Origin of the sequence: Flavobacterium crocinum, assembly GCF_003122385.1 — a bacterium.
In the GTDB taxonomy this organism is placed as follows: Bacteria; Bacteroidota; Bacteroidia; order Flavobacteriales; family Flavobacteriaceae; genus Flavobacterium; species Flavobacterium crocinum.
In genome coordinates this window covers 2,428,358-2,451,417 of the sequence record NZ_CP029255.1, presented here as the reverse complement: position 1 = coordinate 2,451,417, position 23,060 = coordinate 2,428,358, and the positions used below count along the sequence as shown (strand labels likewise).

13 protein-coding genes are annotated in these 23,060 nt (G+C 35.3%); all 13 read left to right on the top strand.

Annotated features, from left to right (window positions below; genetic code table 11):
- Positions 1–8: 8 nt before the first annotated feature.
- The 13 genes from HYN56_RS11060 to HYN56_RS11000 all read left to right on the top strand — a co-directional run bounded on the left by HYN56_RS11060 (position 9) and on the right by HYN56_RS11000 (position 23,059).
- Entirely contained in the window at positions 9–5,792 is a 5,784-nt protein-coding gene (locus HYN56_RS11060; protein ID WP_109192217.1) for a VWA domain-containing protein, read from the top strand.
- A 94-nt stretch (positions 5,793–5,886) separates the two neighbouring features.
- Positions 5,887–8,340 carry a hypothetical protein gene (locus tag HYN56_RS11055; RefSeq protein ID WP_109192216.1) on the top strand — a complete coding sequence of 818 codons (2,454 nt, stop codon included), beginning with the start codon at positions 5,887–5,889 and terminating at the stop codon, positions 8,338–8,340.
- Between the two features lie 2 nt (positions 8,341–8,342).
- Positions 8,343–10,304 carry a BspA family leucine-rich repeat surface protein gene (locus HYN56_RS11050; RefSeq protein ID WP_109192215.1) on the top strand — a complete coding sequence of 654 codons (1,962 nt, stop codon included), beginning with the start codon at positions 8,343–8,345 and terminating at the stop codon, positions 10,302–10,304.
- Between the two features lie 61 nt (positions 10,305–10,365).
- Positions 10,366–10,638 carry a hypothetical protein gene (locus HYN56_RS11045; RefSeq protein WP_109192214.1) on the top strand — a complete coding sequence of 91 codons (273 nt, stop codon included), beginning with the start codon at positions 10,366–10,368 and terminating at the stop codon, positions 10,636–10,638.
- A 429-nt stretch (positions 10,639–11,067) separates the two neighbouring features.
- Entirely contained in the window at positions 11,068–11,865 is a 798-nt protein-coding gene (locus HYN56_RS11040; protein ID WP_146194586.1) for a DUF5977 domain-containing protein, read from the top strand.
- Between the two features lie 11 nt (positions 11,866–11,876).
- Entirely contained in the window at positions 11,877–12,758 is an 882-nt protein-coding gene (locus HYN56_RS11035; protein WP_109192212.1) for a DUF5977 domain-containing protein, read from the top strand.
- A gap of 190 nt (positions 12,759–12,948) precedes the next feature.
- Complete coding sequence (locus HYN56_RS11030; RefSeq protein WP_109192211.1) at positions 12,949–14,406, top strand: hypothetical protein; 1,458 nt, start codon at positions 12,949–12,951, stop codon at positions 14,404–14,406.
- Between the two features lie 402 nt (positions 14,407–14,808).
- Positions 14,809–17,970 (top strand): tail fiber domain-containing protein, encoded by a 3,162-nt coding sequence (locus HYN56_RS11025; protein ID WP_109192210.1) that lies wholly within the window; start codon positions 14,809–14,811, stop codon positions 17,968–17,970.
- Positions 17,970–19,205 (top strand): hypothetical protein, encoded by a 1,236-nt coding sequence (locus HYN56_RS11020; protein ID WP_109192209.1) that lies wholly within the window; start codon positions 17,970–17,972, stop codon positions 19,203–19,205. Before HYN56_RS11025 ends, HYN56_RS11020 begins: the two co-directional genes overlap by 1 nt.
- A gap of 3 nt (positions 19,206–19,208) precedes the next feature.
- Positions 19,209–19,550: an SET domain-containing protein-lysine N-methyltransferase gene (locus tag HYN56_RS11015; protein ID WP_109192208.1), complete on the top strand. Its 342-nt coding sequence runs from the start codon at positions 19,209–19,211 to the stop codon at positions 19,548–19,550.
- 471 nt (positions 19,551–20,021) lie between these two features.
- On the top strand, positions 20,022–20,783 hold the full coding sequence (locus HYN56_RS11010) for a DeoR/GlpR family DNA-binding transcription regulator (protein WP_109192207.1): 762 nt from the start codon (positions 20,022–20,024) through the stop codon (positions 20,781–20,783).
- A 27-nt stretch (positions 20,784–20,810) separates the two neighbouring features.
- Positions 20,811–22,214, top strand: coding sequence for an L-fucose/L-arabinose isomerase family protein (locus HYN56_RS11005; RefSeq protein WP_109192206.1), 1,404 nt, complete (start codon positions 20,811–20,813; stop codon positions 22,212–22,214).
- An 11-nt stretch (positions 22,215–22,225) separates the two neighbouring features.
- Positions 22,226–23,059, top strand: coding sequence for a transketolase (locus tag HYN56_RS11000; RefSeq protein ID WP_109192205.1), 834 nt, complete (start codon positions 22,226–22,228; stop codon positions 23,057–23,059).
- Position 23,060: the final 1 nt, after the last annotated feature.

The window sequence follows — 23,060 nt, the reverse complement described above, 5'->3', positions numbered from 1 at the left end:
AATAAAAAATGAGTTCTATAAATCTTCAAGAAAGCCAATCCTCAGGTTGCGAAACATATATCGCTATCGTTGTCGATGAATCGGGTTCGATAAATGGTAATGAAGCGCAGCAAATACGCGAAGGGCTGACTTCATTTATCAATTCTCAGGCTCAGAGCAAAATTACGCTTTCGTTAATCGGAATGTCTAATAGCGACAGCAATTCAAGATCAGAGCATGTTATTCAAAAAAGAATTTCAGGTAATGCTTCCAGTTTTTTTAGTTGGATTAATGGTTTTGGTTCACGATCTGTTGATCCTCAATCTGATCACTGGGCATCTGGTTTAGAAGTTGTAAACAACCTGTCTGTAGTTCCGGACGTGATTGTAGTGGTAACCGATGGTTTACAGGTAAATGACAATGATTTACTGAAAAATTTATATCAGAATCTGAATGATAAATCACATATTTTTGTTTACGGTGTCACAAGCACCGTAAACAATGCTTCAGAATTGGTAACACCAATTACCAACTTTTTAGAAAAAGCGCCTGTTGTAAAAAACAGCGGTCTTTCTATGCTGGACACAGACTACATAAGAGTTCCTGATTTTAGTACTTTAGGATCTGAATTAAATCAGTTAAGCAGCGATTTATCAGGCGCTCAGATCGGGTGTTTGTCAAATGTAATTATTAGTCAAAATAAATTAGTTTACCCTGTCCTGAAAAAAGGTCTTGCTGTAAACCAAAGTGCCGGATTTTTAACACTTAGAAATAAAAGCCGTGTAGCGCTTTCCCTTCCTTCAGGAACAAGAATCCATACGGTTAGTAACGTAAGCGGACTGGTTTTTAAACTTCAGAATACTGCTGTTATTCCTGCTCTTTCCAGTGTTGATGTAGCCATTCGAATGGATGGAACACCAAACACATTAGGCAATAACTTTGCTAAAATTGCTTTGCCAAATGTTAACAATCCAAGTGGATTTCAAATCAACTTTAACGTTGGTAAAGAAGTTTACATTGTCAATCTTGAGTCTGGTAAAACGGCTTTACAATCTACCAGTTTGCAAATTGCAGCGGCTGGTTCAAAAGGTATTGACAGTACAAAAGGAATTCACCTTCGCTGGCTTTTGGCAGGAGAACTAGGAGCAAACCATCTCCCAAAAGGAGACTTGTATAAAGGAGCTAATTCCGGGGCTAACTTTAACAAACCCGAAGATTTTGTCAAAGTGTACAGAGCTGCTTATACCAAAGTTGTCCATAAATTAGATTTAACAAAAAAACCTCAGTCAGTAGATATTCAGAAGAATTTCTGGGTTTATAAAACAACAAATCCGTTAAGATCGATCTATGTTAACTTTAAAAACAAAGCAAAATATCTGCTAACAAGAGCGACTATTGATCCGATGGTTAATCCGTCTGGTTTTATCCAGGCTTACGGCAATGAAATTATTGAGATTGAAAATAAAAGCGAATTGTTCTTTGCGGCAGAACTTAAATTTAGTTCTGCAAACAACTCAGGCAATGTAAAATTAGAAACCTTATCTGTTGCCGAAAATACCATTGTAGCATCAAAAAGACTAACAAATCGTAAGACTTACACTGCAGCACAGGTAAATGCAATTCGTGTAGTTGCTGAAAATGGAAGAAGCATTCGATTTAAGGCAAGTAACTGTTTATTAAACGAAGTTAATTTTGAATTTTATGGTGACTTCATTCAGCATGCCAATGATAATGGGATTTGGGATCTAAAAGGAAAATATGGTTTAACTGTTGACGACAATAAAGCATTTGAACAATTAGAGCCAAAACTAAATTGTATTCACGGAAAATGGTTGAAATTTAATGATGAAGAGTACGTTAACGTAAACAACTACAAAGATAAATGGAAACGAGTGACTGATGAAGAAGATAAAAACATTAAGGAAGTCATTCAAAGTTACATTTGTTTAAGTCTTGACGGCAAAAATCCGACTGCTTTAGAAACGATCAAATTTAATGACAGCATTCCAACCAATGATCCTCAACCCGGAGAAGCAGCAGAATTTGCAGAAAACTCAACACAAATATCAAATCTTGATTTATTAAACATTGCTGCAAATGACTATCATATTGCCAGAATGTTAGGTTTAGGTTGTATTGATATTGATGAAACGGTTCTTTCCGGAGAGTACATTTATTTGACAGAATATATTACGTTTAAGAATTTAGAAGGAGGTACAGATCCTAAAGAAGTACAGCATCTTTCAATGAGTATTCCGACTTCTGTAAATACAGAACGTTTACCTCTTCCGGTACAATTAAGCAAATTTTTACCTGGTCTGAATGCTGGTTCAGATGAAGACGACCAAACAGCTAAAATCACAGATCCTGACGGTTACAGTTTTGACGGAAAGAAAAGATATGTGAGTTTGTTTATGAGTGACATTAAAGATTATAGTGTAGATACTGCATTCTTTAATTCTACAGAAGAATATGACGGAAGTTCTTTTACATTCCCAATTTATGCGGGAGTAGATTATAAATTTAAAGGCGAAACCAATTGGCAAAAACCGGAATTATCATCGGACACGGCATATTCTAATGTTAAAAAAGATTTAACCACTGGTGCTTTTGAGCCTGCTCCGATTATTATTCCGGACTCAGGAAAATCATTTTTAAATGTTCGTCAGGAAAAAACAGGTTTACAAACGTATGTTTATCAGGGATATGGAATTAATATTTTCTCCAGAGCAACATCCGGAAGGCAATTAGAAATAACTTCTCATATTAAACCGAAAAATACTTTATTACCTCCAACCGGTATTAATTCATTATTAATTACTGAGGAAAATCCGTTGATGTTTACTTCGATGAGTGAACAGCTTAAATTGAAAACATTATTAGAAGATGAATCCATAACAGATAAAACGTATATCCGACTTCTTTTTGAATATTATGCTATTCAGGAGCTATTAAGCTATACAATTCCCGATGGAGTAACAAATGCGGAAGCTTTACTTTCTGATAGAATTTTTCCGGATAATGAAGAACTGTTTGCAGATTATTTTAAACTTTATTTCAGGGATAGTCTTCCTCAGATTGAGCATGCTAAAATCACTGATATTAAAGATAGTCCAACAAATGAACTTACTTCAATTATTACAATTAGTGAATATAAAATTCTTAGTAGTGATGAAGAAATTAAGATTAACTTAACTGAGAATAATAAAAACCGATTTATTGGAGGTATCTTAACAGTTGGAGATCAAAATTATATCATTCAGAATATTAATGTGGTTACCAGCGGAGGAGCGTTTAGTTTTGCCAATGTTGAAGTACTTAAAAAAGAAGTAAGCGACCGTCTTGTTTCTGATGGTGATGCTACAATTGATTCGGAACAAATTAAGGAAATCAAAAAACCGGTAAACGAATTATGTTCTTTAGTTGAGAATATGTTAACGCCGGAAAACTGGAATCAGCCAAGTCCAATTGGTTTTAAAGTGCAAGTACCACAAGCTTTGAAAACGGTTCACAGAGAACTTGTTCTGCAAAAAGACAGTCAGGGTAATGACAGTTTACAAGTAGAAAAAACAAGAGGAATCTGGAGTAAAAATGTTACTATTGAAAAAGTCCTGGAAGACGCTTTTCAGGTAGATGAAAAGGGCGAATATATATTGGATGATAATGACAATCCAATTCCGTTACCGAAAACAGATCAGAAACATTTTGGTTTATACAAACTTACTTTCAAGGGACTAAAATTAGCGCAACATTCTCAATACAACGAAAACAATCAAAATTCAGTTGAATGGATGAACGGTACTGTTCGTTTATTTACTAAAAGTTGTTTTGAAGGGGCCAACCCTATTCCTGTAAAATCCAGAAAAGATTTTAAAGTCGTTCGTACCGAAAATATCGGAACAAATGAGGATTTAGTCCTGGTTATTAATGACCCTAATTTTAAAATTAAAAAAGACGGAACTCAGGAAATGGATCCGGCTTATGATCATATTATTCTTGAAAAAAATGAAGCACATCAGCCAAAAGATCAGGAAGTAAATTATTATCCAAGTTATAAAGTATATCTTTTTGCAGATCCTGCAAACGGAATCACAGCAGCAAAAATTCAGCCTAGGGAAGGAGAAAATACACATTATTCTATTTTCGGAATCAGCAGCCATTCTAATGCTTTAGATTATGATTCTAAAATTAGTGTTCCAAATCCGATGTACGCCGTTAGAATTGAGAAACCTGTAAAACCGGAAGATGTCAAAGGACCATTGTATGCAACAAGACCTGACTTTTTTAACAGATCAACTTACACCTTTACAACCAGATATACGCACAAGCCATACGGAATGCTGCATTACAGGGCGAGTGACGATGCTTTATTGAATGTTTTATATGAAACTGCAACTATAAAAGTAATTCGTGAAGAACTTAGTAAACTTGGTGGAAATAATGAAGCTTACTTTACTAACAGATGGCAGAACTTACTGGACTTTGACGGACTTCAGAATGTTGCTAATTATACAACTTATCCTCCCGAAAATGTTTCGGAAGAAAATTACCATTTCCCGGTTCCTGACAGTAAACTTTTAAGAAGTCAGATTAATGATTTTATTAAATGGCATAATATAACGCAAAATCAAACCGTTCCGGAGATAAGCGGTTTAACTGCACTGAATCAGATTATTATTCCGCAAAGTGCCGGAATAGAACAAGATTTATTAGCAATTCACTTTATCGAGCAAGCGATTCACTCTGTTTTTGTACCGCTAACAGAAGTACCTGTAATTTACGAATACATTAAAGACAATGATTATGTGCCTGTTAATAAAAAACAAACAATTAAAGATAAGAACGGAAACATTTTAAAATATCCTAATCCTGAACTGGACATTGCACCAATGATGAAAATCACAGATCCTGTCCTTTTCAAAACACAATTTACCGATTTCAACCTGGATGGAAACTCACAAAGTATCTATTTCTACGGTGTTCGTGAAATGGATATTAAATTGAATTTTAGTGAATTTAGTACTTTCTGGGGACCTGTTAAGTTAGTGCCTTCGAATCCGACACAAACGCCGGAAATCAAGCGAATTATGCCGGTGCTGGAAAATCAGGTTTTAGGAATCAAACCTTCTGTTCAGATAGAATTAAATGCTTACAAACCGGAATACAATATCAGAAAAATAAATATCTATCGTGCCAACAATATGCTTGATGCACAATCAATCAGAACGATGACTCCTGTCAAAGAAATTTTGATTACTGAAGATACCTTATCTACTGATTTTAATAGTGTGTGGACTGTTTATGATGAATTTGAAGATTTGGAAAGTGTTCCTTTTGGAGACGGACTTTTCTACAGAGTTACCGTTTCAAGAGAAATTGAATATGCTGATGCTGAATCGACAGATGAAAATCCGATTATCAACATTGATTATACGCCATCTCAACCCTCAAAAATTACAGCTACAGTAATTGCCGATAATGTTTCACCGGAATCTCCAGTATTAACTGCTTCAGGCGATCAGTCAGAAGAAGATGAAGCTGTCTTAAAACCAATTGTTTTCAGTTGGGAGAAAACAGTTCATAACGGTAAATATCATTTGTATAAAATGAACAATCAAGGAAACTGGGATAAGATACAGGAAAAAGTTTCTAATGAAAATATCGTAACACTGGCTTTACTGGAAACCAAACTGGCCACCGACGAATTAACTATTAAAAATGGTGATGGCGACAGAATCTACCATCATTTCAAAGTACTAGCCGAAAATGCTTCAGGTATGTACAGTAGCGAAGAAAAAATTCTAACACTTTAATTTTAAAGGAATCCCAATGAATAATTTTCATTGGGATTCAAAATCAAGCTAATCAAAAATAACATTTACAGAAAGAAAATAAATTTCAAATAACATGGCAACAGACAGAACTAACATTGGCTACAAATTCGAGAACGGCGACATTCCGTCACAGGGGGACTTCCAGGAGGTTTTTAACAGTTTCATCCATAAGGACGAAGACAAGGCCGATTTTCAAATGGTTGAAGTAGGATCGGATAACCAACATTATGTAACTCCTGCCCTTTTGTATACGGGTTTAAAAAATATTGGTATCATTACTGGAAATAACTACGTGCCTTATAAAGAGCAATTTGATAATTTTATTGGCAACTCACTTCCATTAAAATATCCTCCGGTAAGATATAGTGTGAAAGCATTTAAAAACGGGCAATTATTGTTTGAAAGAGAAGGCGAAGGAAACGAAGGAGATTATATCATTAATTACGATAATGCGGTAATCACTTTTTCGTCAGATATTGACAAAAGAAATATTGAAGTAGCCTACTGGTATAAAAATTTAAGTCCAAATACGGGTGGAGGATCTGGAGGTCAGCAAATTGACTTTACAAATTTTTTACATACCTCAGGAAATGAAACCAAAAATGGTATTTTAACTTTTAACAACACAACCCCAACCCCAACCAGCGGAATTGTTTTAACCAACAGCGGAGCCGATGCCGGTGCAAAAGTACTGGATGTAACGGTAAGCGGAGCCGGAAGCGGTGTTTCTGTTCAAAATACAGCAACAGGAACAGGAATTAAATTATCCAATTCCGGTGCCGGAACGGGTGTAGAATTAAACTCAACTGCGACAGCTACGGGCGATCCTTTGAAAGTAACAAAAGATAATGTTGTAAAAGCTAAAATTGATTCAGAGGGAATTGTAAGTGCTGAAAAATTTGTTTCTGCTCGTGGTCAGCGTACAGAATTTGTAAAAGGAGACGGTTTTCTTGATCCTACAACATATGCAGAAGACAATAAAGTAATTCATATTGAAGGAAATGAAGAAAGAGATGGAGCTTTAAAATTAACACACGATGATTCTGTAGAAGATGTTTTAACCATTGAAAAAAACAATAGTGCTAACTGTTTAAAATTAATTCAGAACTCTACTTCTAACGCTACTACATCTACTTTCTACACAAACAGTCCAAATGTTAACAGAAAAGCTATCAGTATTCAAAAAGGAGAAAATGAAAATGCATTTATCACACACGATGGAAACTTATCCGGAACTTCTTTTACAACATTGAATGAAAAAGCAGATATTACAGATGGTTTTTTAACATTAGCAGCTTCTACTTCTACAACTCCAACAGCAGGTCATGCAAAATTATATGCCAAAACAGCCGGCACTACAGATTTGTATGTAATGGGTAGTGATGGGGTTGAGAAGAAGATTGGTGGTACTGTAGATTTATCTGGTAAAGAAAATACTATTGTACCAGGAACAGAGGCGCAATATTACAGAGGCGATAAATCATGGCAGACACTTGACAAAACAGCTGTCGGACTGACTAATGTTGATAATACAAGTGATTTGAATAAACCTGTTTCAACGGCTACGCAAACGGCTTTGGATTTAAAAGCAAGTCTGGCTTCTCCACCATTAACAGGAATACCAACTGCTCCTACTGCTGCAGCTGGCACAAATACAACGCAAATTGCGACTACTGCTTTTGTATTAGCGAATGCTGACCAAACTCCTGATGCAACTACAACAATAAAAGGAAAAATAAAATTAGCAGGGGATTTAGGCGGTACTGCAGATTTACCCACTACACCTACAGCAGTACATAAAACTGGCTTAGAGCAAATTCGAGGCCTGAAACTTTTCCAAAATCCAACTACTGTTGATGCAGCGGGGATTTCAATGAGTTATAATACCTCTGGGCCCAATGGATTGAGTTTATATACGGTTAATAATAGTGCTGCTAATACTGGAGTTGTTTTTGAAAACAAGGGATCGGCGGGAAGTAGTAGTTTTTTAGTTGAATTAGGGACTTCAAATTCAGGTGCCGAGGGTATAACGATTAATACAAGAGCTTCGTCTTTACCAAATGCTTATGCTATAAGAATATTTCAAGCAACAAATCGTTCGGATACTAAATTTTCAGTAAGAGATACAGGCGATACAACGGCTAATTCATTTATTAAAATTGGCGGTACAAATTTACAGTATCTTATGGCTGATGGATCTACTGCCGCTGTAGAACCTATGCAAATTACCATTACCACAGCTGTAAGTATTACAACTGATACACTTGATGCAAATAGTAAAAAACAACTTGGTAAAAACGTAATTATTAGTAATGGAACAAGTGCAATAAACATTATTGTCAATGGTGGTACAGACTTTAATGCATCATACTTAAAACATGGGACAGGTGCGATAACATTTGTACAAGCATCAGGAAGAACACTAGTACAAGTTAATGCTACTGCCACACTAAACGGAGCTGCTGGAAGTACAGCGACAATTTCAAGTATTGGCACTACAGATTATTTAAGAATTTCAAACGTATAATTATGAATCCATTATTATTTTATGAATATGGGCTAAGCAAAACTACCCCTGCTCTTCCATTTGTTTCTACCTGGAAAACTGATAATGTTTCTTCAGGTTCTAGTAATGCTTTACAAGTAAAACTACCTTTAATTAACACAGGTACTTATGCTTTTACTGTAGATTGGGGTGATGGTACCTCAAATTACATTACATCATACAATCAAGCTCAAACCTTACATACTTATACTTCTTCAGGCAATTACACAATCAAAATTACGGGAACATGTAAGGGATGGAGGTTTGGAACTTGGGGAGATCGATTAAAAATTTTATCTATAAGTTCTTGGGGAGAATTAAAACTTGGGACTGACGAAGGTTGGTATTTTGCTGGGTGCACTAATTTAGATTTATCTGACGTATCTGACGTATTAAATTTAGCAGAGACCACTTCATTAGCTTATTGCTTTTCTTCGTGCACATCTCTTTCTACCGTTAATAAAATGGATGAATGGAACACTTCTTCAGTAGTGTTTATGAATAGTATGTTGAGTGGTGCTTCAGCATTCAATCAAAATATTGGTTCTTGGAACACTTCAGCTGTTTCGGATATGAATAACATGTTTACTTCGGCTGCATTGTTCAATCAAAACATTAGTCTTTGGAATGTTTCTAATGTAACAAATTTTGCATATACATTTTATGGCGCATTGACATTCAATCAAAATTTAGGAGCTTGGGATGTTACCAAAGTAATTTCATTTGCAGGTATGTTTCAAAATGCAATAGTATTCAACAATGGCGAAAGCTCTGATATAAATAATTGGGTGTTAAACACAAGCAATCCTGTTAATATGACTTACATGTTTCGAGGTGCATCTTTATTTAATCAGCCTTTAAACAACTGGAATACATCTGCTGTTGAGAATATGAGCGCTATGTTTTATTTAGATAAAGCATTTAATCAACCCTTAAATAATTGGGATACATCATCAGTTAAGGATATGTCTGCTATGTTTTCTGAATGCATAAATTTTAACCAGAATATAGGAATTTGGAATGTTAGTAAAGTGACAAACTTTTTTTCGATGTTTAAATCTGCTAATGCTTTTAATAATGGGGGAAGTTCTAATATAAATGGATGGGTTCTAAATCTAAATGGATCAGTAAATTTGGCTAACATGTTTGAATCAGCTATTACATTCAATCAGCCTTTAAATAACTGGAATACATCTACTGTAACAAATATGGGATACATGTTTGCTTCAGCAAAAGCTTTCAATCAACCTTTAAACAATTGGAATACATCTGCTGTAACAAATATGGCTGGCATGTTCTATTGGGCTTCAACTTTTAACCAAAATTTAGGTTCTTGGGACGTAGGTAACGTTAAAAGTTTTCAAGAAATGTTTGGATCTGCATTAGCTTTTAATAATGGAGGAAGTCCTGACATTAACAATTGGAACACAACAAATTGTACTGACATATCTTACATGTTTCAATCTACATATGTATTTAATCAGCCTATTGGCAATTGGAATACATCATCAGTTACAAACATGAGAGCTCTTTTTAATGCAAATACTTACTTCAATCAACCTTTAAATAACTGGAATACATCTTTAGTAAAGGATATGTCCTACACTTTCTCAAACGCAAGTAGTTTTAATCAATCTTTATACAATTGGAATACGTCAAACGTTACAAATATGAGCAATATGTTTGGATACGGCAGCTTTAATCAAGACATTAGCATGTGGAACATTAGCAAAGTATTAGATTTTCAAGGATTTATGGCTAACAGAAGATCTTCTCTTTCTACACTAAATCTGGATGCCCTTTATAATGGATGGAGTTCAAGACCCGTCCAACCTGGTATTACAATAACATTCGGTTTAAACAAACGAACTTCAGCATCAGATACAGGAAAAGCAATATTAACAGGAGCACCTAATAACTGGATAATCAGTGATGGCGGCATATAAATTTGTCGAATTCTACATCATACTATAAGATAAAACTTTTAAAAAATAAAACAAATAAAAAATGGAAAACGTAACAATCAATAAAGAAGAAACAAAAACAATCAACGCAGAACAATTAAAGAAATTACAGGATTTTAATGCCTTTATGGATAAGGCAAGATTATCATTGGGAGAATTGTCTATTCAATACGAATTTCAAAAAGCAGATATCTTAAGTCAGATTGCTGTTCAGCAGCAAAACTTCAATGAATTGGAAAAAGTGATCAAAGAAGAATATGGAGATATTCGTGTAAACATTGAAACCGGCGAAATTGTAAAGCAGGAACAGGAATAATTTCCTAAAGAATAATTTTAAAACAGTTAATTAGGAACCACAAATTGATCAGCCTTTCTGACGTGGTTCCTATTAACTTCTAATCGCGTTTTAAAAAACGATTGTAACTCGGGCAAACTTTAAAATGACAACACTGCTGTCATTTGCTCTGATAAATACTTCTTCTCACTTTTTTCAAATTTTTTCCTAAAACATAACCAAATATTTGATCTTCCTTTTCAATTGGTTTTAGCAAAAACAGATTAGTTTTTCTATTGATAACATTCTGTTTTACAAATAGAAAATATTAAAAAAAGTACTTAAAAAGGGTAAAATCGCAGATTATTTACAAAATGTAAATAGGCTTTTACCTCAACAAACTTAGCAATTCGATCAAAATAATTAATCGGTATAAGCTAAGACAAATCATCAATTAATTATAAACAAAGTATGGAATATTACAATATAGCCAGGTCGATGACTGCGGCAAAAAATGATTGCGCTGCCGGAGTCATGGGTACTTCCGTCACGCTTACTGCAAATGCCAATAAATTTGTATCGACCGTTAGTGTCGAAGATGCAAATGCAAAAGCAGATGCATGGTTGGCAGCAAATGTTCAGGCTTATGCAAATAATGCAGGTTCCTGCAGAATCACAGCCTGGAGAGGCGTAAATCCTTCTTGTGTGGTTGAACCCACTGTAACGCTGTCTCCTTTTAACTATATGGTTATTAGATACAAATGGGCATTAGGAGCAGGTCAGGATTTTGACACTTATACCGGAATCATAAACTCCGGAACTTCTCTGGACAACAAATGGATGGGATGGGGACACGGATTTGATAACGAGATTCCTGCAAATGCTATAGCTGCCAATTCCTACATTATGTGGGCAGGTGATAACCAAAAAGCAAACGGTGTGGAAGCCTGTCTCGTCAATTTCAGTAAAATTACCAGCGATTATCCAAATCTTAATACCGTACAGGTAAGAATGGCAGGGTCATGGTATGATGCTGTTGGAACAGGAAATATCGATGTTGAAATCGTAACCTATCTTGGTGGTACAATGGAAAAATCAGGCTACGACATTATTAACGTTGGCGGAACTCTGGTTGATCAAAAGAACTTCTCTAAAAAAGTACCAATTCAGGGTAAAAATCTGGCTAAAAATATTGAAGCTGTTACTAATCTCGGCTACATCACCTACATCAAAGATTCGTCTACAGGACAAATCGTAATTAAATATTAAAAAATAAAACTATGGGAAATACAGGATATAAATCTTTTGCAGCACTCGAATTATATTATGTGGATGACGGAACTCCGACAGGACAACCAACAAAACCAAATGTAGTTACAGATCCCGATTATATTGCACCGGTTTTAGATACCGTTACTTGTGCTCCCAGTACAAGATATTATAGTGTAGAAAAAAAATTAAGTGCCAAAAGAAACAACTGTGGAAGTGGATATACTGGAAGTACTGTAACACTAACTTCCTATCCAAATCAGTTTTTCTCTACCGTAAGTCTTGCTGATGCTAACGCACAGGCAGATGCCTGGCTGGCTGCAAATGTACAGACTTATGCCAATAACGCAGGAAAATGTGAAGTTACGTATACTCCTCCTACCGGAGGCGGAGGTGGCGGAAGCGGATGTCTTGTTGAAGGTACTCTGATCACATTACCTGATGGCACAACAAAGCCAATTGAGGAACTTACTCTTGACCAGCTTTTGCTTTCTGTTGAAATTGAAACTCTTCAGGATACCAATAACACGGAAGAATTGTATAAATGGTCTTCCACTGACTTATCAGAAAACAGAATTGTTTCTCCAATAACCAAACTGACTCACAAAATTGCCTACGAAACAATTATCGTAAATGATGGTTTGTTTGAGGCCACTCCTACTCACTTGCAATTAGTTCAGCGTGATGGTTTCTGGAGATTTATTCCTTTGGGAGATATTCAGCTTGGAGATAATTTATACACGATCAATCAGGAAATTATCCCAGTTACTGCTGTAACAGTTAATTTGGAAAAACGAAATATTTATCCAATGACTTTAAATCCATTTCACACCTTTTTTGCAAATGGAATTTTAACTCATAATTACAAACAAGCAATAGACACGGATTACTAGAACGGAAAATCAATCTGCTCAATAACAATAGTTCTTTTCTCTAAAAACATAAAACGTATTTAATCCAAATTCCACAGAAAAATCTTTTAAAGATTGATAATCAAAAAGTGTGGAATTTGGATTTACGTGTATAATTCTTTCTTATTAAAAAATTTCAACCCGTTTGTAATTATCAAAACAAAATAAAAAAATGAGTACCAATCATAACAGAATAAAAGTCGCCGACTTAGAAAAAAATGAACAAAACAAAATTCTAACAACCAATACTAATGGTGAATTAGAATTTAGTGATATAAGCAATATCAAAACAGAAAGTTACAATGCACTTGATTATATAATTCCTGGAAAAGCTCTGGATGCCAGACAAGGGAAAGTTTTAAAAGACTTAATCGACGATGCAAACGAATTACTCACTTCTGACAATGTGGATTTAAACACACTTCAGAAATTAGGTGATGCGATTGAACTGGTACATAATTCTTTAAACACAATATTAGTAAATGATTTAAGCTCGGGTGGTACCACGAAAGCTTTAACAGCAGAAATGGGAAAGCTTTTACAAAATACTAAAGTGGATAAAATTACAGGCAAAAGTTTACTTTCTGATACTGAAATTACCCGTTTAGCAACACTCTCCAATTACGTACATCCGGCAAATCATCCAGCCAGTATCATTACTCAGGATACCGGTAACAGATTTGTATCTGATACAGAGAAAAGCTCTTGGAATTCTAAAGCAGATTTGGTATCACCAACATTTATCGGAATACCTACTGCTCCAACGGCAGCTAACGGAACAAATACTTCACAATTGGCAACAACTGCCTTTGTTACAAACGCAGCTTCAGTAGCTTCAAACAATTACGTTTTATTAAGTGGTAATCAAACAAAAAGAGGAATTCTTTCGTTTGATAATGGTCCAAATCCATCCTTAATTAATGGTATACAAACAAATTCCGGAGGGAATACATTTAGCATCGGAGCTATCTTTAATGCAACTGGAGGTACAGCAGTTTCAACCACTGTTTCCGTAGGAGCTACCGGATATAAAATAGAAACAGAAGGAATTAACGGTATATTAATAAACTTAAAATCTTTATTTACAGCAGGTGCAGGGATTACCATAAATGGAGTTACCGGATCTTATGCTATGCTTTACCGAGGTCAAAACAATGGAGTAGACACTTATACTGTTAACAAAACAGGAGATATTATAGCAAACACATTTACCGGAGGAGCAACTCTAACAGGGATTCCAACTGCACCAACTGCACCAATCGGGACAAATACTACTCAGATTGCTACCACTGCTTTTGTTCAAAATATTGCCAGACCATATAAAGCGTATACTGCTTTATTAAGTCAATCCGGCACAAATGGACCAGTTGCAATTGTACTGGAAAACACTTTGGGCGGTTTACCAGTTTGGTCAAGAAATTCTACAGGGTTATATATAGCTACTTTATCAGGAGTATTTACTGCAAATAAAACAACCGTTTCCATAACAGGTTCATTTGGCGGCATCGTAACAAATGGTGCCAGAACAAGTGAAAACGAATGCACAATCACTACCGTAAAATCGGATACATCGGCGTATACTGATGGTGTAATCTATGGCACAACCATAGAAATCCGTGTTTACAATTAAAATAAAATCATCATATAGCATTTATTATTTCTTTGAAATCCAACCTTAATAAAATATACGATAATTATTGCCAAGTATTATTTTGCCGTAGATTACTCTTCTATTTTCTAACGGTCTACTTAAGATTCATTTATTCTTTTAAATGCATATCTCTCCTTTTTCCTCTAATGGAATTTTAACTCATAACTATAAATCCCATTAAATATGTTCTATAAAGGAACTTTAATCTAATAAACACAAAATAGTTCTTTTAAAAACTATACAAGTATTTAATCCAAATTCCACAGAAAAATCTTTTTTAAAGATTGATCATCAACGAAGTGTGGAATTTGGATTTGCATGTATAATTCTTTCTTATTAAAAAAAATCAACCCGTTTTAGTTATCAAAACAAAATAAAAAAATGAGTACCAATCATAACAGAATAAAAGTCGCCGACTTAGAAAAAAATGAACAAAACAAAATTCTAACAACGAATAGTAATGGTGAATTAGAATTTAGCGATATAAACAGCATTAAAATCGAAAGTTATAACGCACTCGATTACATTGTTGCAGGAAAGGCATTGGACGCAAGGCAAGGGAAAGTTTTAAAAGACTTAATCGACGATGCGAACGAAGTACTGGCTTCAGACAATGTCGATTTAAATACACTTCAGAAATTAGGCGATGCCATCGAAACCGTACGCACTTCTTTGAATACGGTTTCTAACGACATCAGTAATATTCAGGCAAGCAATTATAACGCACTTGATTACATTCATCCAGGCAAAATGCTGGATGCTAGACAAGGAAAAGTGTTAAAAGATTTAATTGATGATGCAAATGAACTACTCACTTCTGATAATGCTGATTTAAATACCCTTCAGAAATTAGGTGATGCACTCGAAATGTTACGCAATTCCTTAAGCACAATCTTAGTAAATGACTTAACTACCGGCGGCACGACAAAAGCCTTAACTGCCGAAATGGGAAAGATTTTACAAAATAATAAAGTGGATAAAGTTTCAGGTAAAAGTTTACTTTCTGATACTGAAATTACACGTTTGGGAACATTATCTAATTATGTACATCCTGCAAATCATCCTGCTAGTATCATTACTCAGGATTCCGGTAACAGATTTGTATCAGATGCTGAAAAAGCTTCATGGAATTCAAAACAATCTGCTTTAGGTTATACTGCCGAAAATGCTTCTAATAAAAATATTGCTAACGGTTATGCCGGTTTAGGAGCCGACGGAAAATTAATTTCTTCTCAACTTCCGGCTATTACCGTAAATGATACTTTTGTCATTGCTTCAGAAGCAGCGATGCTGGCGCTGACTGCTGAAACAGGAGATATTGCCGTAAGAACCGATTTGAGTAAATCTTTCATTTTAAAAGGTTCCAACTCTGCTTCCTTAAATGACTGGCAGGAATTGCTTACTCCAACCAGTGAAGTAACAAAAGTCTTTGGAAGAAATGGTGCTGTTACAGCTCAGGCCGGTGATTACAATGCCGATCAGATTACTGAAACCGGATCTAGAAGATTTCAGACTCCAAGTCAACAAGCTAATAATGATGCTACAAGTTCAATTCAGACACAATTAGATTCCAAGCCTTCTACAACAGGTTCTGGGGCGTCGGGGACATGGGGGATTAATATTACTGGAAATGCTAATACTTTAGGTGGTTTAGATTCCAGTTCTTTCATGAAATCAAAGAATGAAAATGGTTATTATGGAATGGCGAGGGCTTCTGATGGAGACACCTCAGATTGGATTAGAACTACTGTAAATGGATTGATCCCTTACCAGTCAGGAAATTCCGGAAGTTTAGGAACATCTAGTTGGAACTTCAATTCAATTTATGGAGCGACTATTTACGAAAACAATGTTTCTTTATCCAGTAAATATCTTGGAATTAATGATAATGCCAAAACAGCAACTACCCTTTCTTCCAACCGCTATAATTGGCTTACAAATGGAGTATCTAGCACTGTTGTAGGACAACTTAGCTGGAATAATTATGGAAATAATCATACTATTTTTGATGCTTCTTCAGGGCTTTCTCCTGATAATTCTCCTGTTAGCAATTCAAATTCACAACAGGCCTGGACTCCTTCTTATCCATCACTTATGGGATGGAATGGAACCTACACTTATGGATTGAGAGTAGATTCTTCAAGAATTTCGGATAGATCTCAAAGAGCAAATGGAAATTTTTATATTGATGATGATTATGGAAATGGCATTGTAGGTATTTATTCTCCTACAAGATATCAAGGTATTTATGCAATGGGCGATTCCTTCAAATTATCAAATGATGGTACAAGTACTAACAACTGTTATGGATTATCATGGACACATTCAAATGTAGGAGGTGAATCTAAGCCAGGTTTAAGCCACCAATTATTAGTTCTTGAGGCTGGTGTAACAAAAACAGCTATTGGTACAGGTTTATGGACTTCTGGTGCTGTAACAACAACTCAATCTTCTATAGCAGGTAACTTTGGGGCTTTAAATTTGTGGGCTGGAGGTTCTTACCCAACATTATTCAGCTCGCATCCGGACAGATGGACAATGTATGCAAATCCTCATATTTGTTATACTGAAAACGGGCAAAATGGCTTCACTGGTTCAATGACTGGCGCAACGCTTAGATTTGCCGGAGATCCAAATGCTTCTTCAAACTGGGATGTTGGAATAGGTACTAATAATGTAGGCCGTGATTCTTTTTCTATAGGAAGAAATGGATCTTCTTATTTTAGATTATCACCAAGTTCCGGAAATGCTGATTTTAGTATGTCTGTAGTTGCTCCTGCTTTTTATGGTTCAGGTAACGGTTTAACCGGAACAGCCGGATCTTTAAACATTGGAGGAAATGCAGAAACTGCGACATCTTCAAGGAGAATTGCATTTACGGATGGACCAAGAACATTAAGCGACCGCTTACCCAACACATTTGCCAGATCTGTTAATTTCGATTTTGTTAATTCAGCAGTTGTTGGCGGTTCCGGAAATTATGGAGGTGTAATGACATTTTCTCCATGGGATGGTACTACATCTTCGACAGGAGACTCTTCATATCAATTAGCGTTTAGAAATGAAACTGGTGTGAATGGTTCCGGACTGCCTGGTCTTAGATTACGTAAAGGAATTGACACAACCTGGAACGGGTGGTATGATATTTTACATTCCGGTAATTATTCCGCTTACTCAGCATTTTCCGGAGCAATCACAGGTAGTTCCCTAAATGTTACCGGAGATGTTACCGCTTTTTCTGATGCCAGAGTCAAAGAAAACATCAGGCCAATTGAGAGTGTAATCGAAAGAATTCAGGCTTCAAGAGGTGTAGTTTATGACAGAATCGATAACGAACAAAAAGACAATATTGGTTTTATTGCTCAGGAATTGGAAGAAAATTTCCCTGAATTAGTCCTTACAAGAGAAGACGGAACGAAAGCTGTTAAATATCAAAATGCTGTTGCCGTATTATTTGAAGCTGTAAAACAACAGCAGCTACAACTCGAAGAACAGGATAAAAAACTAAAATTTATTATTAAACATCTAAACTTAAATGAATAATGGCATTACCTGAAAGTGGTTCAATATCTTTGAATCAAATAAATACGGAGTTAGGTAAACCATCAGGTTCACCAATATCATTAGGAAGTGCATCAACTGGAGGATATGGAGCTTTGTCTTCCTATTCTCCGTCTAAACCCGATGGCGCTGCTCCTCATAGAATTTCTGAATTTTACAATTATAATCATTCTGCGACACCTCCTTCAATTACAATTACAAGCTACAATTCAGGATACATTTATTTTACTGTAAGCGGAACCGGTTATTCGCCTTCTGTCTTGAGGCTAAACAGAAGTACAACTTCAGCAAGTGGCCCCTGGACAACAGATACTGCCGGACCAACCTCTCCAAGAAGTGTACCTGTTCCTACAGTAACTACTTGGTATTTTATAGAAGATGTGAACACACCTTCTATCTTCTCCAATGTATATCAATATGTAAGTGCAGTAGATACAACACCTCCGAGTGTTCCAACTGGACTGTATTGCGATCTTGGTAATGGAGCAAATCCGCAAAGGTCAATATATATAGCCTGGAATGCTTCTACTGATAATAAGGGTGTTTCAGGATACGAATTACAAAGAAAAACAGGAACTTCAGGTACCTGGACTACGCGATATACAGGAACTAATACTTTTTATGATGACGATGGAAGTTATAATACACAATACTATTTCCAGGTTAGAGCATATGATGCAGCTGGAAATTATTCTGCTTTTTCTGCTTCAGCAGGTTTCAAAACTGGTCCTATTAGTTGTTTTGTAGAAGGAACACTAATTACTCTCGCAGATGGTTCTCAAAAAGCAATTGAAACATTAACAGTAAATGAGTTATTACTTTCATCTGAAATAGAAACCCTTCAGGATACTAATGACGTTTACGAATTATACAAATGGTCATCCGATAATCTTTCAGAAAAAAGAATTTCATCTCCAATAACCAGTATCAAACCGGAAATTGCATATAAAACAATCATCATTAACTATGGTTTATTAGAAGCAACTCCTGAGCACTCTCAATTAATTGAAAGAGAAGGAATTTGGAAATTCATTCCCCTGAAAGATGTTATAGTTGGAGATAATTTATATGGCATTAAAAATGAAATTATAGCTGTAGATTCTATTTCAGTCAATTTAGAAGAAAGAAAGATTTACCCAATGTCTTTAAGTCCTTCTCATACCTATTTTGCGAATGGAGTCCTTACCCATAACATTAAACCACAAGATCCTGTTTAAAAAATGAAGTATGCAATCAATAAAAGTGACCCTAACAATATCAAAATAACAGCTAATTCAAACATTGAATCTGATGAGTATATTGGTATTTGGGTCACTGATAAACCAACAAGTAAAAATTCGAGATATCTGTTTCAGAAACAAATGTCTAAATCGTGGTGGGAAACAGATGATTTGGGCAGGTATTGTAATCATTCAAATTCTCCCAATACAAATATTACTTACCAAGCTGAAAAATTAGAATTAAAAGCCATTAGGCAAATCACAAAACATGAGGAAATACTCGTTGATTATCGAAAGCTAAAAGAGTTAATCGGTTTCATTCCTAATTTAAATTTTAAATAAAAGTTTGATTTTTATTCAAAATTAATTCTTAATACAGAAAACCTTCAGCATATGCTGAAGGTTTTTTTTTGATGCTATATTTCTAAGAAGAATAAAATTATGTACAAATATCTAACAATTCCCATATTTAAGATATTCAACAAATCCTAAATACTGAACTATATAAGATTTATCATTTTTTTCAAAGAGTTATTCTTGTCATTACAATACATAAAAATCCAAAAAATCATTGATCAACTCAATCAATAAAAACTCTTATTTATTTAAAAACAAAATCCATTGAATAACATCATAAAAACTTTTAAAAAAGCAAAAAACTTTTCTTTTACTTTCTTTTACTTTCTTTTATTTTGTTTTTACTTTTTTTTTTAATATATTTGCCTTGTATTTAATTAGTACTTGTTTTGTGTTTACTTTAAATTTATTTGCATTTGCTTATATTTGTTATTCAAACACAAAATACTGATAAACATGTTAGCCAATCAAAGAAGAGAAAAAATACTAGACCTTTTAAAAGAAGATGGTTTTGCCAAAGTGAACAATTTAGCTCGTTTATTCAAAGTTACAGAAGTAACGATACGTCAAGATCTGGAAAAACTAGATAGCGAAGGATTAATACTCAAAGAACATGGAGGAGCGAGCATAAAAAATGTCGAGGATCAGGTACGTAGTTTTTCTCTACAACGCCAGGAAAATCTTGAAAAAAAATCGGCAATTGCTGAAAAATGTCTTGAATTTATTGATAATGGAGATACTATAATTTTAGATTCCGGATCAACAACAACAGAAATTGCAAAAAAACTAAAAGGATTTAAGCAACTGACCGTAATTACCAATGCACTAAACATCGCATTATTATTAGGAACGGATCCAGATATTGAGGTAATTATGACGGGTGGAGAATTCAAACCTCCCACATTATCCCTGACTGGACAGAAAGCAGCTGACTTTTTTAAGGGATTAAATGTTCAAAAGTTATTTTTAGCCACGGCTGGAATATCATTAAAAGCAGGACTTACTTATCCTAGTATTAGTGATTTAGTTGTAAAAAAAGCAATGATTGAAGCCGCAGAAGTGACATATCTGGTAGCCGATAGTACCAAAATGGGTAAAAGTGCACTAGCCAGTTTAGGAGCCCTGTCTTTAATTGATTACATCATCACAGATGACAATATTGAGGAAAAACACAAACAAGTCTTTAGAGACAACGAAATTGAAGTAATAGTAGCATAAAATACAAACCCCCTTTAATAAAAAATAATGACGACATCAACATTAGGAGTAATAATTGGAAACAGAGATTTTTTTCCGGACAGTTTAGTAGAAAAGGCAAGATTTGAAATTATTGAAGTTTTTAATCAGTTAAATATTAAACCTATTTTATTAGACAGCAATGATACTAAACTTGGTGGCGTCGAGACCTATAAAGAGGCCCAAAAATGCGCTGAATTATTTAAAAAACATCAGGATGAAATTATGGGAGTGCTTGTTTTACTGCCTAATTTCGGGGATGAAAAAGGTGTAGCGGACACCTTAAAACTGGCTAATTTAAACGTTCCGGTGTTGATACAGGCTTACCCTGATGAATTAACCAAACTAAACGTAGCCAACAGACGTGATTCGTGGTGTGGCAAAATTTCAGTCTGTAACAATCTATACCAATACGGTATAAAATACTCTCTGACAAGCCAGCACGTTATGAGTCCGTCTGATCCCGTTTTCCAAAAAGACTTATTAGACTTTACTGCTGTCTGCAGAGTGGTTAAAGGAATGCGAAATGTACGCATTGGTGCTATCGGAGCAAGACCCGGAGCATTTAACACAGTTCGCTATTCTGAGAAGATATTACAAAGAAATGGCATTACGGTAACTACGGCAGATTTATCTGAAATTTTAGGAAAAGCAAACAAACTAACTGCCGATGACGCAGCTGTTAAACAACATTTAGAATCTATAAATACTTATGTTGCACAAGGCAAAACGCCTAACGAAGCCATGCTTCAGATTGCAAAATTAGATGTCGTCCTGAAAGATTTTATGGAAGAGCATGCTTTAGATGCTACTGCTATTCAATGCTGGACTTCACTGCAGCAAAATTATGGCTGCAATGTGTGCACAAGTATGAGTATCATGAGTGAAAATATGCTGCCAAGTGCTTGTGAAGTAGACGTTACTGGAACCTTAAGCATGTATGCCATGCAATTGGCTTCAGGATCGCCAAGTGCACTAGTAGATTGGAATAACAACTACGCCGACGATCCTGAAAAATGTGTTTTATTTCATTGTGGAAATTGGGCAAAATCATTTCTGCCAGACATACAATTAAGCACTGCTCCTATTTTAGGAACTACAGTGGGAGTTGAAAATACATATGGTGCCTTAGATGGGAGAACACCAGCAATGCCACTTACTTATGGAAGAATCAGTACTGATGATCCAAAAGGAATTATTAAAGTTTATATAGGCGAAGGCGAACTTACTGATGACACATTAAACACTTTTGGCAATAGAGCCGTAGCTCAAATACCTAACCTTCAGGAGCTGATGAAATACATTTGTAAAAACGGTTTTGAGCACCATGTAGTAATGAACGCCTCAAAAACAGCCGCAATCCTGGAAGAAGCTCTAGGAAATTATATGGGCTGGGAAGTTTATAAACACTAAAATGAATTAAGATGCATATTGTAGAATTAAAACGAAAATCAATAGAGAGTAGAAAAAAAATTCTCAAATACATCTACAATGCCAAAGCGGGTCATACTGGAGGCAGCCTGTCTATTGTGGATATTCTAAATGTTTTGTACAATAATGTCATGAACATTTCTCCGCAGAATTTTAATTCTAAAAACAGAGATAGGTTTATTCAGAGTAAAGGACATTGTGTTGAAGCTTTGTATGTAGTTTTAGCCGACAAAGGCTTTTTTCCTGAAGAAGATTTGTTATCACTTTGCCAATACAAATCTCCATATATAGGACATCCCACTAAATCTATTCCCGGAATTGAACAAAACACAGGCGGATTAGGACATGGCTTATCGATTTGTGCAGGAGCAGCTTTGGCGGCAAAAAGAGATAATTCAGAAGTAAAAGTCTTTACCATTTTAGGCGATGGCGAAATGGCCGAAGGTTCAAATTGGGAAGCTATGATGTTTGCTTCGCATTACAAATTAGACAATCTTTCTGCAATTCTGGATTACAATAAACTTCAAATTACGGCTTCAAACGCCGATGTCATGGGGTTAGAACCTATAGATAAAAAATTGGAAGCTTTTGGCTGGGCGGTAACTCATGTTGATGGCCATAATTTAGAAGAGCTTTCACAAACACTTAATAATTTACCCCTGGAGAGCGGAAAACCGAGTTTTATCATAGCACATACGACTAAGGGAAAAGGAATCAGCTACATGGAAAATGTTTTGAAATGGCATCATGGTGTTCCCTCAGAAGAACAATATCATTTAGCTATAAAAGAATTAGACATCCAATTACAAGAACTTGAAACTATCTAAA

Coding starts and splice junctions, on each gene's coding strand:
- HYN56_RS11030 (WP_109192211.1), top strand. CDS start 12,949: ATGAGTACCAATCATAACAGAATAAAAGTCGCCGACTTAGAAAAAAAT.
- HYN56_RS11050 (WP_109192215.1), top strand. CDS start 8,343: ATGAATCCATTATTATTTTATGAATATGGGCTAAGCAAAACTACCCCT.
- HYN56_RS11015 (WP_109192208.1), top strand. CDS start 19,209: ATGAAGTATGCAATCAATAAAAGTGACCCTAACAATATCAAAATAACA.
- HYN56_RS11025 (WP_109192210.1), top strand. CDS start 14,809: ATGAGTACCAATCATAACAGAATAAAAGTCGCCGACTTAGAAAAAAAT.
- HYN56_RS11055 (WP_109192216.1), top strand. CDS start 5,887: ATGGCAACAGACAGAACTAACATTGGCTACAAATTCGAGAACGGCGAC.
- HYN56_RS11005 (WP_109192206.1), top strand. CDS start 20,811: ATGACGACATCAACATTAGGAGTAATAATTGGAAACAGAGATTTTTTT.
- HYN56_RS11010 (WP_109192207.1), top strand. CDS start 20,022: ATGTTAGCCAATCAAAGAAGAGAAAAAATACTAGACCTTTTAAAAGAA.
- HYN56_RS11060 (WP_109192217.1), top strand. CDS start 9: ATGAGTTCTATAAATCTTCAAGAAAGCCAATCCTCAGGTTGCGAAACA.
- HYN56_RS11020 (WP_109192209.1), top strand. CDS start 17,970: ATGGCATTACCTGAAAGTGGTTCAATATCTTTGAATCAAATAAATACG.
- HYN56_RS11000 (WP_109192205.1), top strand. CDS start 22,226: ATGCATATTGTAGAATTAAAACGAAAATCAATAGAGAGTAGAAAAAAA.
- HYN56_RS11040 (WP_146194586.1), top strand. CDS start 11,068: ATGGAATATTACAATATAGCCAGGTCGATGACTGCGGCAAAAAATGAT.
- HYN56_RS11045 (WP_109192214.1), top strand. CDS start 10,366: ATGGAAAACGTAACAATCAATAAAGAAGAAACAAAAACAATCAACGCA.
- HYN56_RS11035 (WP_109192212.1), top strand. CDS start 11,877: ATGGGAAATACAGGATATAAATCTTTTGCAGCACTCGAATTATATTAT.